This is a genomic window from Streptomyces sp. NBC_01216 (assembly GCF_035994945.1).
GTDB lineage: Bacteria > Actinomycetota > Actinomycetes > Streptomycetales > Streptomycetaceae > Streptomyces.
Window position 1 is genome coordinate 4,367,275 of record NZ_CP108677.1, and the last position, 14,566, is coordinate 4,381,840.

Genomic DNA, 14,566 nt, shown 5'->3' on the forward strand with positions numbered 1-14,566 from the left:
AGGCCGCCCCTGGCCGGCCGGCTCCTCGTCGAACGGGCCGGGCCGGACCGGGGGAAGGGCGGGGGATCGGTCGCGTCGCGCGGGCGTCCGGCGTGCGGCCCCAGTGGGCCGGTACCCGGTCGCCTGCGACTACCCTGGGGGATCGGTCCGTCCCAGCCCTATGGAGCACAGCGCCTGTGGCAGTCAATTTGGTCAATGTCGAGGCCGTCAGCAAGGTGTACGGCACCCGTGCCCTGCTCGACGGCGTCTCGCTCGGCGTCTCCGAGGGGGAGCGGATCGGTGTCGTCGGCCGCAACGGCGACGGCAAGACCACCCTCATCCGGATGCTCGCCAAGCTGGAGGAGGCCGACAGCGGCCGGGTCACGCACAGCGGCGGCCTGCGGCTCGGCGTGCTCACGCAGCACGACTCGCTCGACCCCGCGGCGACCATCCGCCACGAGGTCATCGGTGTCATGGCCGACCACGAGTGGGCCGGCAGCGCCAAGATCCGCGACGTGCTCACCGGCCTCTTCGGCGGGCTCGACCTGCCCGGGTTCGACCAGGGGCTCGACACCGTCATCGGGCCGCTCTCCGGTGGCGAACGGCGCCGGATCGCGCTCGCCAAGCTGCTCATCGAGGACCAGGACCTGCTCGTCCTCGACGAGCCCACCAACCACCTCGACGTCGAGGGCATCGCGTGGCTCGCGGGCCACCTCCAGCAGCGCCGCTCCGCGCTGGTCTGCGTCACCCACGACCGTTGGTTCCTCGACCAGGTCTGCACCCGGATGTGGGACGTGCAGCGCGGCGCCGTCCACGAGTACGAGGGCGGCTACTCCGATTACGTCTTCGCCCGCGCCGAGCGCGAACGCATCGCCGCCACCGAGGAGACCAAGCGCCAGAACCTGATGCGCAAGGAGCTGGCCTGGCTGCGACGCGGCGCCCCCGCCCGTACCTCCAAGCCGCGCTACCGCATCGAGGCCGCCAACGAGCTGATCGCCGACGTGCCGCCGCCCCGCGACACCTCCGAGCTGATGAAGTTCGCCAACGCCCGGCTCGGCAAGACGGTCTTCGACCTGGAAGACGTCACCGTCACCGCCGGGCCGAAGGAACTGCTCCGACACCTCACCTGGCAGCTCGGTCCCGGCGACCGGATCGGTCTCGTCGGCGTCAACGGGGCCGGCAAGACCTCGCTGTTGCGCGCCCTCACGGACGCCGCCGTCAGCCACGGCGAGACGCAGCCCGCCGAGGGCAGGATCGTGGTCGGCAAGACCGTACGCCTCGCCTACCTCTCCCAGGACGTCACCGAACTCCCCGCCTCCCTGCGGGTCCTGGAGGCTGTGCAGCAGATCCGCGACCGGGTCGACCTCGGCAAGGGCCGGGAGATGACCGCCGGCCAGCTCTGCGAGCAGTTCGGCTTCGCCAAGGAGAAGCAGTGGACGCCGGTCGGCGACCTCTCCGGCGGCGAGCGGCGCCGGCTGCAGCTGCTGCGCCTTCTGATGGACGAGCCGAACGTCCTGTTCCTCGACGAGCCCACCAACGACCTCGACATCGAGACCCTGACCCAGCTGGAGGACCTCCTCGACGGCTGGCCGGGCTCCATGGTCGTCATCTCCCACGACCGCTTCTTCCTCGAGCGCACCACGGACCGGACGTTCGCCCTGCTCGGCGACAGGACCCTGCGGATGCTGCCACGGGGGATCGAGGAGTACCTGGAGCGGCGGCAGCGGATGATCGAGGCGTCGGTCCCGGCTCCGGCCGCTCCCACCGCGCAGCAGAAGCCGGGAGTCTCGGCGGCCGACGCCCGCGCCGCGAAGAAGGAACTCCAGAAGGTGGAGCGCCGGCTGGACAAGCTCGCCGAGAAGGAGAGCACGCTGCACGCGCGGATCGCGGAGAACGCCACGGACTTCGAGAAGGTCGCCGGGCTGGACGCGGAACTCCGTGAACTCGCCGAGGAGCGCGAGGAACTGGAGATGCGCTGGCTGGAACTCGCCGAGGACGCGTAACGACGACATCACGGACCGGTCCTCCGTTGGGAACAGTGGACGGACCGGTCGCTTTTGCGCCATCACGTGAGTGGTAGAAAGAAAACCCGCTCACACCAAGGGGGAAGCGCTGATGACCCAGCCGCCCAGCAATCAGCCACCGGGCTTCGGCGCTCCGGAAGACCCGCGGTACCCAGGCCAGGGTGACCCGGCCGTGCCGCCGATGCCTCCGGCCCCGCCCGCCGCCCCGCCGTCCGCCGCGCCCGGCCCCTTCGACAAGGCCCCGCAGACGCCGCCGGCCGCGCCGGGTCCGTACGGCCAGCCACCGCAGCCGGGTGACGGCCACCCCCAGCAGGCGCCCCAGCCCGGCTACGGCTACCCCGCCCAGCAGTCCCCGCAGCCCGGCTACGGCTATCCGGCGCAGGACCAGCCCGGCCCGTACGGCCGGCCGCCGCAGCCCGGTCCCTACGGTCAGCCCGGTCCGTACGGTCAGCCCGGTTCGTACGGTCAGCCGCCGCAGCCCGCTTACGGCTATCCCGGTCAACCGCAGTATCCCGGTCAACCGCAGTACCCCGGTCAGCCGCAGTACCCCGCTCCGTCCGGCGGCTCGAACCCGTTCAAGGGGAAGCCCGGCGTCGTCGTCGCCGCGGCCGTCGTCGGCCTGCTGCTCGTCGGCGGCGGTACCTGGTTCGCCCTGAGCGGCGACGGCGAGAAGACGCCGGTGGCTCAGCCGACCGCCTCCTCCAGCGACAGCCCGAAGCCGAGCGAGTCCGTCGACCAGGGCGACGGCGACGGAGACGGCGACAAGGGCCAGGAGGACCTCAACGCCGGCCGGCAGCCCGGCGAGGCGAAGGTCGACTGGCTGCTGAAGAACGACGTCGACCTGCCCAAGAACGGCTCCGCCGTCCTCGGACCGTGGATCGTCGGCGACGTCGTCGTGAAGGCCATGTACAAGAGCGTCGACGCCTACAGCCTGAGCGACGGCTCGCCGAAGTGGCACCTGGACGTCCCCTTCGAGCTGTGCGGCGCGCCGCCGGAGCCCGCGGCCGACGGCACCATCGTCTTCGCGCACGAGGACAAGGCCGGTGACCGTGCCAAGTGCACGGAGCTGCAGAAGGTCGACCTCAAGATCGGCAAGGCGGGCTGGAAGAAGGCGGTGCCCAAGGCGCAGGGACTGTTCGCCTTCGACGACAACACCCTCGCCATCAGCGGCGACACGGTGACCGCCGCCGGGACCAGCAGTTCCTACGGCTTCTCGCTGACCGACGGCAAGCAGCTCTTCGCCGGGCCCGGCAGCGGCTGCAAGCCCTACGCGTACGCGGGCGGCGAGAAGCTGATCGCCGCCTCCTCCTGCCCCACCGGCGACGTGAACAAGAAGCAGCAGCAGATCGGGGAGGTGGACCCGACCACCGGCAAGGCCCGGTGGAACTACAAGCTCCCGGCCGGCTGGGAGGTCGACAGGGTCTACTCGGTCGTCCCGCTGGTCGTCTCCGCCACGCAGCGGGACGAGAAGAAGTGGATGGTCTTCGCGCTCACCGCCGACGGCCGGATGCGCTCACAGATCAAGGGCGGCGACGACAAGTTCGCCCCCAAGTGCGGCGGTTCCTTCGTCGTCTTCGGCAAGAACCTCCAGGGATGCGTCGGTGTCGCGGCCGACGCGAACACCTTCTACATGGCCACCGAGACGAGCTACGGCACCCCGAACGAGATCGTCGCCTTCGACCTGAACACCGGCAAGGCCAGATGGCGATCCAAGGCGCCCGGAGAGCGGAAGATGCTCCCGCTGCGCATGGAGGGCTCCCAGGTCCTCGTCTACATCGACGCGGCCTACGACAAGGGCGGGGCGGTCGCCACCGTCGCACCGGCCGGTGGCGCGCCGAAGGTCCTGCTCCAGCACCCGGCGTCGACCGCCCGGGTCGAGAACACCTTCTACAACCCCGGTTACGCCTACGGCAACGGCACCTTCGTGATCAGCAGCGGGCGTGTGTCGGCGCTGAACGACAAGGCGGAGATGGAAGTCAAGACGATGATGGCCTTCAGCAAGTGAGGTACGAAGACCGATGACCCAGCCCCCTCCGCCGCCGAACCAGCCCCCGGGCCCGCCGCCGGGCGGTTTCGGTGCGCCCCAGGACCCGGGGCCGCAGGACGGACACGGCGTGCCCCAGGGCCCGCCCCCGGGCGGTTTCGGTGCTCCGCAGGATGGTTTCGGCGCGCCCCAGGACCCCCCGCCGGGCGGCTTCGGCGCGCCCCAGGACCCCCCGCCGGGCGGCTTCGGCGCCCCGGCGCCCTCGCCGCAGGGGCAGCCCTACGGCTACCCGCAACAGCCGCAGCCGCAGTACCCCCCGTACGGCTACCCGCAGCAGGCCCCGCCGGCGTACGGGTACCCGGCGCCGCCGCAGTACCCGCAGGCGCAGCCGGGACCGCAGGGCCCGGCGGCTCCCTCCGGCGGCCGGATCTCCGCCCAGCTGTGGATCGTCATCGCGGCGGTGATCACCGTGGTGCTGCTGATCGGCGGCAGCGTCTGGTACGTGAACTCCGGCGGTGACAACGGCCGGAACGACACCGCCAAGGGCGAGTCCGGCGGAGCGCAGGGCACCGGCGGCACCACCGGTGCGGGTGCCGGGGGGAAGGAGAAGCCGCCCGCGAACACCCGGTCGCAGGTGGCGTTCCAGCTTCCCGTCCCCAAGGTCCCGGACATCACGGACGTCTCGGGGTCCTGGCTCACCGGCAAGGCGTACGTGAAGCCGGGCGTCGACTCGGTCGTCGGCTACGACCTCGACAAGGGCACCCCGCTCTGGACGCTGTCGCTCCCCGGCCAGGTCTGCGGCGCCTCACGGCACGTCACGCCGGACAACAGGACGGCGATCCTCTTCGAGGCGGCCAAGCGCGTCCCGCCGAAGTACTACGAGAAGTGCACCGAGGTCGGTGTCATCGACCTGGACACCGGAAAGCTGGTGTGGTCCACCTCGGTCACCGGCGGCTCGGCAGGCGACGGCAAGGCCCGGTTCAGCGAGGTCACGCTGAGCGGCTCCACGGTCGCGGTCGGCGGTCTGGACGGCGGCGCGGCCTTCGACCTGGCCAACGGCAACCCCCGCTGGAAGCCCCAGACGAAGACGGACAACTGCTACGACATGGGCTACGGCGGCGGTCCGGCCCTGGCCGTCGCGCGCAAGTGCGGCCCCTACGGCTCCCAGACCGTCACGATCCAGAACATCAACCCGACGACCGGCGCGCCGATCTCGGAGTACAAGATGCCCAAGGGCGTCGACTACGCCTCGATCGTGTCCACCAAGCCGCTGGTCGTGGCCGCCGACGTCGGTGACACCGCGGGCGACGGCAGCGGCATCTCGGACTTCTTCTCGATCGACGAGCAGACCGGCAAGCTGAAGGCCAAGATCACCGCTGACGCGGACCGGTACGCGGCCCGCTGCCGCTCCACCAAGGTCGAGTCCTGCACCCAGGCGCTCGTCGGCAACGGCCGGCTGTACCTGCCGACCGAGGAGCACGACGGCAGTACCGGCGAGTACGGGGACGAGACGAACGAGATCGTCTCCTTCGACCTGGCCACCGGGAAGATGGGCAGCGGCAAGGCGGACGCGGGCGACCGCTACACGCTGATGCCGCTGCGCATGGACGGCGGCAACCTCATCGCGTACAAGCAGCCGCCGTACGACAAGGGCGGTCGGATCGTCTCCATCGACGGCACCTCGTTCAAGGAGACGCTGCTGCTGGAGAACCCGTCCGACAAGGCCGTGCGGAACGCGGAGACGGGCTTCACCGAGAACGGCTCCGAGTACCGCTACGCGGACGGCCGGTTCTTCGTCTCCCAGACGCTGCTGAGCAAGCCGCGGGAATCCTCCTCGACGGACGACAAGGAGTACCTGGCGGTCGCCTTCCGCGCCGCGCCGTGATCCCCTGCGCGGCGCTCGGGTGTGGGCCTCTCCGGGCGACCGGAGGGGCCCACACCCGTCCGGGGGTCCCAGGGACGACGGTCAGGCCCACCCGGACGCGGTCCGGTCGCCGAAGCGCGGCAATTTGCCCTCAGCCGGGGTGGTTTCGGCCTGTCGGCGGTCTTCCGTGGGAGTTCGGGGCACGTCGGGCCGGAGGACCGTGTAACTTGCCGGGGCATCAGGGACGCTGGGACCGGGGGACGGTTCCAGGGGGATAAGGGGTTGCTCGATGGGCGTGCGGCTCATGGTGGTCGACGACCACCGTCTGCTTGCCGAGGCGCTCGCCTCGGCGCTGAAGCTGCGTGGGCACAGGGTGCTCGCGGCGGCGGCACCGGTCGCGGGCGCGGCGGAGCTGGTCGTGAGCCGGGCGCCGGAGGTGTGTCTGCTCGGCACGGCGGCGCCGGCCGAACCGGGTACCTTCGACCCGGTCGTCAGGATCAAGAGGGAGCGGCCCCAGATCGCGGTGGTCGTGCTGGGCCCGGTGCCCTCGCCGCGCGGGATCGCGGCGGCGTTCGCGGCGGGTGCCTCGGGCTACGTCCGGCACGACGAGCGGATCGAGGGTGTCGAACGGGCCCTGATGAAGGCGCGGGCCGGGGAGGCGGCGGTGGCGCCGCAGCTCCTCCAGGGCGCGTTCGCGGAGCTGCTGAACCCAGTGGCGCAGCCCGACGACGAGGGGCGGCGGCTGTTGCGCATGCTCACCCCGCGCGAGGTCGAGGTCCTGGTCCGGGTGGCCGAGGGGGAGGACACCCGGCTGATCGCGGCGGGAATGGGGATCGCGTCGAGCACGGCGCGGACCCATGTGCAGCGGGTGCTCATGAAGCTGGGCGTCGGGTCGCGGCTGGAGGCCGCCGCGCTCGCCGCACGGACGGGTCTGCTGGACCACGCGCCCGTGCCGGCGCCTCGGGGGGAGCGGCGGTAGCGCCGTCCCGCGAGTCCGCCGCCCTCCCGCGGAGCGGGCTTCCCGCGGTGCCGCCCGGCCCCCGCGCCCGCGTCCGGCTCCGGTGCCCGCCGCCCGGTCGGGGCCGTGTCGGCTCCGGGCGCCCGGTGACGGGACGCACCGCGCGCCGGGGGGCCCGGCGGCGCATGGTGCTTCGCTGTGACGTTGACGTTGACGTTGACACGAATGTTTGATTATGGTTCCTTGTGTGTGATTATGTTTGACTGTCGGCGGAGGCGCGCTTGTGAAGAAGACCGTCACCACCCTGGCCGACGGACGTGAGCTCATCTACTACGACTCCCGTGCCGACACGGTTCGGGACGCCGTGGACACCCGTCCGCTCGCGCCGGTCTCGTCCCGTGCCGAGATCCGCCACGACGCGCTCCTCGGGGACAGTGTCGTCGTCGCCTCGCACCGCCAGGGCCGCACCTTCCACCCGCCCGCCGACGCGTGCCCGCTCTGCCCCTCCCGTGAGGGGCGGCTCAGCGAGATCCCGGCCGCCGACTACGAGGTCGTCGTCTTCGAGAACCGCTTCCCCTCCCTGGTCGGCGAGTCGGGCCGCTGCGAGGTCGTCTGCTTCACCTCCGACCACGACACCTCCTTCGCCGGTCTCACGCCCGGTCGGGCCGCGCTCGTCCTCGACGCCTGGACCGACCGCACCGCCGCGCTCGCCCGGCGTCCGGGCATCGAGCAGGTCTACTGCTTCGAGAACCGCGGCGCCGAGGTCGGTGTCACGCTCGGACATCCCCACGGCCAGATCTACGCCTTCCCGTTCGCCACGCCCCGGACCGCTCTCATGCGGGGCAACGCCGCCGCGCACCGTGCCCGCACCGGACGCAACCTCTTCGACGACGTCGTCGTCCGGGAACGCGCGGACGGCGTACGGATCGTCCTGACGGGTGAGCACTGGATCGCCTTCGTGCCCTACGCCGCGCACTGGCCGTACGAGGTGCACCTCTACCCGGTCCGTCGGGTGCCCGACCTGCGGGACCTCGACGACGCGTCCCGCGCGGAGTTCCCGGGCGTCTACCTGGAACTCCTGCGGCGCTTCGACCGGCTCTTCGGCCCGGACGCGCCGCCGACCCCGTACATCGCCGCCTGGCACCAGGCGCCCTTCACGGCCGACGGGCGGGAGGAGTTCGCGCTCCACCTGGAGCTTTTCACCGTGCGCCGGGCCTCTGACAAGCTGAAGTACCTCGCGGGCACCGAGTCCGGCATGGACGCGTTCATGAACGACGTGCCGCCGGAGTCCGCGGCCGACAGAATCCGAGAGGTAGCGAGCAAGTGAGCAAGTATCTGGTGACGGGCGGGGCCGGCTACGTGGGCGGCACGGTCGCGCAGCACCTGCTGGAAGCGGGCCACGAGGTCACCGTCCTCGACGACCTCTCCACCGGCTTCCGCGAGGGCGTCCCGTCGGGGGCGGCCTTCGTGGAAGGCCGCATCCAGGACGCGGCCCGGTGGCTGGACCACTCCTACGACGGTGTCCTGCACTTCGCCGCCTTCTCGCAGGTGGGCGAGTCGGTGGCGAACCCGGCGAAGTACTGGGAGAACAACGTCGGCGGCACGATGGCGCTGCTCTCCGCCATGCGCGAGGCCGGCGTGCGCCGGCTCGTCTTCTCCTCGACGGCCGCCACCTACGGGGAGCCGCGGAGCGTACCGATCACCGAGTCCGCGCCGACCGCGCCGACCAACCCGTACGGCGCCACCAAGCTGGCCGTCGACCACATGATCAGCGGCGAATGCGCCGCACACGGCCTGGCCGCGGTCTCCCTGCGGTACTTCAACGTGGCCGGCGCCTACGGGGAGTGCGGCGAGCGCCACGACCCCGAGTCGCACCTCATCCCGCTGGTCCTGCAGGTGGCCCAGGGCACGCGCGAGGCGATCAACGTCTACGGCGACGACTACTCGACGCCCGACGGCACCTGTGTGCGCGACTACATCCACGTCGCCGACCTCGCCGAGGCCCATCTGCTCGCCCTGGGTGCCATGACCTCCGGCGAGCACCTGATCTGCAATCTCGGCAACGGGAACGGCTTCTCGGTGCGCGAGGTCGTCGAGACCGTGCGCAAGGTCACCGGTCACCCGGTCCCCGAGGTCACGGCCGCGCGCAGGGCCGGTGACCCGGCCGTCCTGGTCGCCTCGGCCGACACCGCGCGCGAGCGGCTCGGCTGGAACCCGTCCCGCCCGGACCTGGCGGACATCGTGCGGGACGCGTGGGCGTTCGCGAACAGGACGGAGCGGGGACGGGCATGAGTGTGGCGGGAGAGTTCACGGCCCTCTACGGAGCGCGCCCGGAGGGACTCTGGGCGGCTCCGGGACGAGTCAACCTGATCGGCGAGTACACCGACTTCAACGAGGGTCTCGTCCTGCCGCTGGCCCTCCCGCACACCACGGTGGCCGCCGCCTCGCGCCGTACCGACGGCGTGCTGCGGCTCCATTCGGCGGACGCCGACGGCGGAGTCGTCACACTCTCCGTCGAGGGGCTCGCACCGGGCTCCGTCGAGGGGTGGGCCGCCTATCCGGCCGGTGTGGCCTGGGCCCTGCGTGAGACGGGGCACCCGGTCACCGGCGCGGACGTCCACCTCGCCTCGACGGTCCCGGCGGGCGCCGGGCTGTCCTCCTCGGCCGCCCTGGAGGTCGTCACCGCCCTCGCCCTCGACGACCTGTTCTCCCTGGGCCTGAGCCGCCCCGAGCTCGCCGTGGCCGCCCAGCGCGCCGAGAACGCCTTCGTCGGGGTGCCCTGCGGGGTGATGGACCAGATGGTGTCGGCGTGCGCGGCCGACGCGCACGCCCTGTTCCTGGACACCCGGGACCTCTCGTACCGGCAGGTGCCCTTCGACCTCGCCGCTATGGGTCTGCGGCTGCTGGTGGTGGACACCCGCGTGCGGCACGCACTCGGGGACGGCGCTTACGCGGAGCGGCGCGCCGGCTGTGAAGCCGGTGCGCGGGCGCTCGGGGTATGCGCGCTGCGCGAGGTCAGCGCCGCGCAACTGTCCGATTCCCTCGCGCGTTTGACCGACGAAACGGTTCGTCGGTATGTCCGGCACGTCGTCACCGACAACGACCGGGTGGAGCGCACCGTCGCCCTCCTCGACGCCGGCGACGTCCGGGCCGTCGGCCCGGTCCTCGGTGAGGGGCACCGGTCCCTCCGGGACGACCTGCGCGTCTCCTGCCCGGAACTGGATCTCGCCGTCGAGGCCGCCGAGGCGGCCGGGGCGCTCGGTGCGCGGATGACGGGCGGCGGCTTCGGGGGCTCGGCGGTGGTGCTGGTCGAGGAGGCCGCGGCGGAACCGGTCGCCGCCGCTGTCGTGGGGGCCTTCGCCGAGGCCGGGTACAGGACTCCGCGGGTCTTCCCCGCCGTCCCCGCCACCGGCGCCCGACGCCTCTGAAGCTGTCGACTTCTGTCGGTATTCGGCCCATGTGGCCCACGTGTCACACCTGTGACGACCACTTCTGTGAATCGGCTTGCCCCTCCGGGCGCCGCCCGTACTCTGATGCACAGCGCCGGTGGGGGCCGGCGCCGTTCAGGGGGCGTGACCAGCAGGGTACGGCGCCCGGGGTGGGGTAGAAGTCACCGCACGGCGGCGGCCGCGCGTACGACGGGCCCGCCCCCGGCGCCGTATCCGCGTTGGTCCTTTCCTCGACACTTGGGGGTGTCCGTGGTCCGCATCCGGGTCCTGGTGGTGGACGACCACCGCATCTTCGCCGAGTCGCTGGCAGCCGCCCTCGCGGCCGAGCCCGACGTCGACGTCTCCGCCGCGGGCAGCGGCCCGGCCGCCCTGCGGTGCCTGGACCGTGGCGCCGCCGAGGGGCGACGCTACGACGTGCTGCTGGTCGACGCCGACCTCGGCGCGGTTCCCGGGGCGCCCCCGGCCGCCCGCGCGGTGCCGGACGACGCGGAGGCCGTGGTGGACGGCATCTCGCTGGTCGCCGGGGTCCGCGAGGCCCGGCCGGCCATCCGCTCGATCGTGCTCGCCGAGAAGGACGACCCGCACCGGGCCGCTCTCGCCCTCCAGGCCGGTGCCTCGGGGTGGGTGGCCAAGGACTGCTCGCTGCAGCGGCTCCTCGCCGTGATCCGCGGGGTCCTGAGGGACGAGACCCATCTGCCGCCCGCGCTGCTGACCGGGGTGCTGCGGGAGCTGACGGCGGCCCGCAAGCACCGCACCGAGAGCGAGCGGCTCGTGGAGTCGCTGACCCCGCGCGAGCGGGAGGTGCTGCGCTGCATGGTGGCCGGCCTGGGGCGCAAGGCGGTCGCCGAGCGTCTGTTCCTGTCGCCGCACACCGTCCGCACGCACATGCAGAACGTGCTCGGGAAGCTCGGTGTGCACTCCACGCTGGCCGCCGTGGCGCTGGCGCGCCGGGCGGGTGTGGGTCCGGCCGAGCTAGCCGGGGGTGTTGTCGAACGGGGCGGTCAACTGGCGTAGCAGGGCTGCCAGTTCGCCGCGCTGGCCCCGGGAGAGCTGGGCGAGGATGGCCCGCTCCTGGGCGAGCAGTCCGGCGAGCGCCTGGTCGGCCCGGTCACGGCCCTCGGGGGTGAGCCGGACCAGGACCCCGCGCCGGTCGCTCGGGTCGGGGAGCCGTTCGACCAGTCCCTTCTTGGTGAGCCGGTCGATGCGGTTGGTCATGGTGCCCGAGGTGACCAGGGTCTGGGTGAGCAGTTGGCCCGGGGAGAGCTGGTAGGGGGCGCCGGCGCGGCGCAGCGACGTGAGGACGTCGAACTCCCAGGGCTCCAGCTGGTGCTCGGAGAAGGCGAGCCGACGGGCGCGGTCGAGGTGCCGGGCGAGCCGCGAGACGCGGCTCAGCACCTCGAGCGGTTCCACGTCGAGGTCCGGGCGCTCGCGGCGCCATGCAGCGACCAGTCGGTCGACCTCGTCCTCCATGACGATCAGTGTAGAGGGTCTGTTGACATAAAGTCTCTTGACATCAAGATATATTCGCCTGGACTATGGGGAAGGACCGGGGCCGGACCACCGTTCCGCTTCGGTAGCTCGTTCCAGCAAGGGGGCTCGAACATGCATTCCGCACCAACTTCTGCTTCTGCCGCACCGATATGGGATCCCCAGCAGTACCTTCGCCACGCCGGCCTGCGCGCCCGTCCGTTCCTCGACCTGCTCGCCCGCATCCCGCACCTGCCCACCGAGGGCCGGCCCGCCCGGATCGCCGACCTGGGCTGCGGTCCGGGCAACGTGACCGCCCTGCTCGCCGACCGCTGGCCCGACGCCCACATCACCGGCTTCGACCTGTCCGCCGACATGCTTGAGCGTGCCGAGAAGGACTACGCGGGGACCACCGCCGGCGGCGGATGGCTCGACTTCCGTCCCGCCGACGCCGCGCACTGGAGTCCCGACGAGCCCTACGACCTGATCGTCTCGAACGCGGCCCTGCAGTGGGTACCCGGCCATCCCGAGTCCTTCGCTCCCTGGGTCGAGGGGCTGACGCCCGGCGGCACGCTCGCCTTCCAGGTCCCCGGCAACTTCACCTCGCCCAGCCACGCCCTGCTCGGGGAGCTCTGTGACGCACCGCAGTGGCGGGAACGCCTCGCCGGGCAGGGCCGCCGCTTCGTCCACGTCCTGGACCCGGCCGACTATCTCCGGCGGCTCGCCGACCTCGGCTGCGCGACCGACGTCTGGGAGACCGTGTACTCGCAGCTCCTGCCGGGCGAGGACCCGATCCTCGACTGGGTCAAGGGCACCGCGCTGCGACCTGTCCTGACCGCGCTCGAAGGCGACCCGCAGGCGACGGACGCCTTCCTCGCCGCCTACCGCGACCTGCTGCACGCGGCCTACCCGCCAGGCCCGCACGGCACGGTCTTCCCGTTCCGCCGTATCTTCGCCGTCGCCACGAAGAGGCTGTGACGCGCACCGCCGTCCGACCTGCCCGGTTCACGCCGTCGTACCGGGCCGGTCGGCTCCGCCTGTTCCCGGCTCCGCCGCGGTGACAGGCCGGACGGGGGCGCCGCGTCCGCGGCACCCCCGTCCGGCTCTCAGCTCTTGCGGTGGCCTATCAGGCGGGGCTTCTGCTCCAGGCCGTCCAGACCGTGCCAGGCCAGGTTCACCAGGTGCGCCGCGACCTCCGCCTTCTTCGGCCTGCGCACGTCCAGCCACCACTGCCCGGTCAGCGCCACGCTGCCGACCAGCGCCTGCGCGTACAGCGGCGCGAGCTTCGGGTCGAAACCGCGGTTCTTGAACTCCAGGCCCAGGATGTCCTCGACCTGGGTGGCGATGTCGCTGATCAGCGACGCGAACGTGCCGGTCGACTGTGCCACCGGAGAGTCGCGTACCAGGATCCGGAAGCCGTCCGTGTAGTTCTCGATGTAGTCCAGGAGGGCGAACGCCGCCTGTTCCAGCAGTTCGCGCGGGTGCCCGGCCGTCAGCGCGCCCGTCACCCCGTCGAGGAGCTGGCGCATCTCCCGGTCCACCACGACCGCGTACAGCCCTTCCTTGCCGCCGAAGTGCTCGTACACCACCGGCTTGGACACCCCGGCCTTCGCCGCGATCTCCTCCACCGACGTGCCCTCGAAGCCCTTCTCGGCGAAGAGCGCGCGGCCGATGTCCAGCAGCTGTTCCCGGCGCTCCGCCCCCGTCATGCGGACCCTGCGACCCCTGCGGGGCTTACCCGGTCCACTGCTGCCGGTAGTCGTACTGCCATCGATCGCCACGTCCTCCATCATGCCGCTTTCGTGGCCCTGTCCTGGCGGCGGGCCTCGATCCGGGACGCGTTCGGCCAGCGCACGTCGTAGGCCCAGCCGAGCTGCTCGAACCAGCGGATCAGGCGGGCGCTGGAGTCGACCTGGCCGCGCAGCACCCCGTGCCGCGCCGACGTCGGGTCCGCGTGGTGCAGGTTGTGCCAGGACTCGCCGCAGGACAGCACCGCCAGCCACCAGACGTTGCCCGAGCGGTCACGCGACTTGAAGGGCCGCTTGCCGACGGCGTGGCAGATCGAGTTGATCGACCAGGTCACGTGGTGCAGCAGGGCCACCCGCACCAGCGAGCCCCAGAAGAAGGCGGTGAACGCACCCCACCACGACATCGTGACCAGACCGCCCACCAGCGGCGGAATCGCCAGCGACACCACCGTCCAGAGGACGAACTGGCGGGAGACCGCCCGGAGCGCAGGATCCTTGATCAGGTCCGGCGCGTACTTGTGCTGGGGCGTCTGCTCCTCGTCGAACATCCAGCCGATGTGCGCCCACCACAGGCCCTTCATCAGGGCCGGGACCGTCTCGCCGAACCGCCACGGCGAATGCGGGTCGCCGTCGGCGTCGGAGAACTTGTGGTGCTTGCGGTGGTCCGCCACCCAGCGCACCAGCGGTCCCTCCACGGCCAGCGAACCCATGACCGCCAGCGCGATGCGCAGCGGACGTTTCGCCTTGAAGGAGCCGTGCGTGAAGTACCGGTGGAAGCCGATCGTGATGCCGTGGCAGCCGATGTAGTACATCGCCACCAGCAGCCCCAGATCGAGCCAGCTCAGTCCCCAGCCCCAGGCCAGCGGCACCGCCGCGAGCAGCGCCAGGAACGGGACCGTGATGAACAGCAGCAGCATGATCTGCTCGATCGACCGCTTGCTGTCACCGCCGAGCGTGGCGGAGGGTAGATCCGGATCGGTGACCCGCGCCTCGGGTTGCGAGGTCACCTCGGGGGTTGTGGTCATGGGGGTCCCCTGGGGGTGAAGGGATGAAAAGGGAGAGAAAGGGGCGCGTGGCTACGCCTCCGTAACCT

The 14,566-nt window shown here is 71.8% G+C and carries 12 protein-coding genes; 9 read left to right on the top strand and 3 right to left on the bottom strand.

What is annotated here, in order from left to right; all coding sequences use genetic code 11:
- Window positions 1-176 precede the first annotated feature (176 nt).
- The 8 genes from OG393_RS19445 to OG393_RS19480 all read left to right on the top strand — a co-directional run bounded on the left by OG393_RS19445 (window position 177) and on the right by OG393_RS19480 (window position 11,272).
- Window positions 177-1,982, top strand: coding sequence for an ABC-F family ATP-binding cassette domain-containing protein (locus tag OG393_RS19445; RefSeq protein ID WP_327375943.1), 1,806 nt, complete (start codon window positions 177-179; stop codon window positions 1,980-1,982).
- 112 nt (window positions 1,983-2,094) lie between these two features.
- On the top strand, window positions 2,095-4,008 hold the full coding sequence (locus OG393_RS19450) for an outer membrane protein assembly factor BamB family protein (RefSeq protein ID WP_327375944.1): 1,914 nt from the start codon (window positions 2,095-2,097) through the stop codon (window positions 4,006-4,008).
- 13 nt (window positions 4,009-4,021) lie between these two features.
- The gene (locus OG393_RS19455) at window positions 4,022-5,872 is read left to right on the top strand and encodes an outer membrane protein assembly factor BamB family protein (RefSeq protein ID WP_327375945.1); all 1,851 of its coding nucleotides are present in this window, start codon (window positions 4,022-4,024) and stop codon (window positions 5,870-5,872) included.
- Window positions 5,873-6,140: 268 nt separating this feature from the next.
- Window positions 6,141-6,830: a helix-turn-helix transcriptional regulator gene (locus tag OG393_RS19460; RefSeq protein WP_327375946.1), complete on the top strand. Its 690-nt coding sequence runs from the start codon at window positions 6,141-6,143 to the stop codon at window positions 6,828-6,830.
- A 262-nt stretch (window positions 6,831-7,092) separates the two neighbouring features.
- A complete protein-coding gene (gene galT, locus OG393_RS19465; protein WP_327375947.1) occupies window positions 7,093-8,136 on the top strand; it encodes a galactose-1-phosphate uridylyltransferase in 1,044 nt (347 codons plus the stop codon).
- Complete coding sequence (galE, locus tag OG393_RS19470; RefSeq protein WP_327375948.1) at window positions 8,133-9,101, top strand: UDP-glucose 4-epimerase GalE; 969 nt, start codon at window positions 8,133-8,135, stop codon at window positions 9,099-9,101. Before galT ends, galE begins: the two co-directional genes overlap by 4 nt.
- Window positions 9,098-10,237 (top strand): galactokinase, encoded by a 1,140-nt coding sequence (gene galK, locus OG393_RS19475; protein ID WP_327375949.1) that lies wholly within the window; start codon window positions 9,098-9,100, stop codon window positions 10,235-10,237. The genes galE and galK overlap by 4 nt, the downstream gene beginning before the upstream one ends.
- Window positions 10,238-10,507: 270 nt before the next feature.
- On the top strand, window positions 10,508-11,272 hold the full coding sequence (locus OG393_RS19480; RefSeq protein ID WP_327378478.1) for a response regulator transcription factor: 765 nt from the start codon (window positions 10,508-10,510) through the stop codon (window positions 11,270-11,272).
- On the opposite strand, the gene OG393_RS19485 is transcribed toward OG393_RS19480, so the two are convergent.
- Entirely contained in the window at window positions 11,231-11,728 is a 498-nt protein-coding gene (locus tag OG393_RS19485) for a MarR family winged helix-turn-helix transcriptional regulator (protein ID WP_327375950.1), read from the bottom strand. The two genes, OG393_RS19480 and OG393_RS19485, sit on opposite strands and share 42 nt — an antisense overlap.
- Before the next feature lie 132 nt (window positions 11,729-11,860).
- Here OG393_RS19485 and OG393_RS19490 point away from each other — a divergent pair, with 132 nt between their 5' ends.
- A complete protein-coding gene (locus OG393_RS19490) occupies window positions 11,861-12,703 on the top strand; it encodes a trans-aconitate 2-methyltransferase (protein WP_327375951.1) in 843 nt (280 codons plus the stop codon).
- 128 nt (window positions 12,704-12,831) lie between these two features.
- Here the strand turns inward: OG393_RS19490 and OG393_RS19495 are convergent, their stop codons facing one another.
- Both OG393_RS19495 and OG393_RS19500 read right to left on the bottom strand, forming a co-directional pair.
- Window positions 12,832-13,518, bottom strand: coding sequence for a TetR/AcrR family transcriptional regulator (locus tag OG393_RS19495; protein ID WP_327375952.1), 687 nt, complete (start codon window positions 13,516-13,518; stop codon window positions 12,832-12,834).
- Window positions 13,515-14,498 (bottom strand): acyl-CoA desaturase, encoded by a 984-nt coding sequence (locus OG393_RS19500; protein ID WP_327375953.1) that lies wholly within the window; start codon window positions 14,496-14,498, stop codon window positions 13,515-13,517. Before OG393_RS19500 ends, OG393_RS19495 begins: the two co-directional genes overlap by 4 nt.
- Window positions 14,499-14,566 lie beyond the last annotated feature (68 nt).

What these genes read in the sequence shown, in the direction of transcription:
- OG393_RS19450 (WP_327375944.1), top strand. Translation starts at nt 2,095, where the DNA reads ATGACCCAGCCGCCCAGCAATCAGCCACCGGGCTTCGGCGCTCCGGAA.
- OG393_RS19455 (WP_327375945.1), top strand. Translation starts at nt 4,022, where the DNA reads ATGACCCAGCCCCCTCCGCCGCCGAACCAGCCCCCGGGCCCGCCGCCG.
- OG393_RS19460 (WP_327375946.1), top strand. Translation starts at nt 6,141, where the DNA reads ATGGGCGTGCGGCTCATGGTGGTCGACGACCACCGTCTGCTTGCCGAG.
- galK (WP_327375949.1), top strand. Translation starts at nt 9,098, where the DNA reads ATGAGTGTGGCGGGAGAGTTCACGGCCCTCTACGGAGCGCGCCCGGAG.
- OG393_RS19485 (WP_327375950.1), bottom strand. Translation starts at nt 11,728, where the DNA reads ATGGAGGACGAGGTCGACCGACTGGTCGCTGCATGGCGCCGCGAGCGC.
- OG393_RS19490 (WP_327375951.1), top strand. Translation starts at nt 11,861, where the DNA reads ATGCATTCCGCACCAACTTCTGCTTCTGCCGCACCGATATGGGATCCC.
- OG393_RS19495 (WP_327375952.1), bottom strand. Translation starts at nt 13,518, where the DNA reads ATGATGGAGGACGTGGCGATCGATGGCAGTACGACTACCGGCAGCAGT.
- OG393_RS19500 (WP_327375953.1), bottom strand. Translation starts at nt 14,498, where the DNA reads ATGACCACAACCCCCGAGGTGACCTCGCAACCCGAGGCGCGGGTCACC.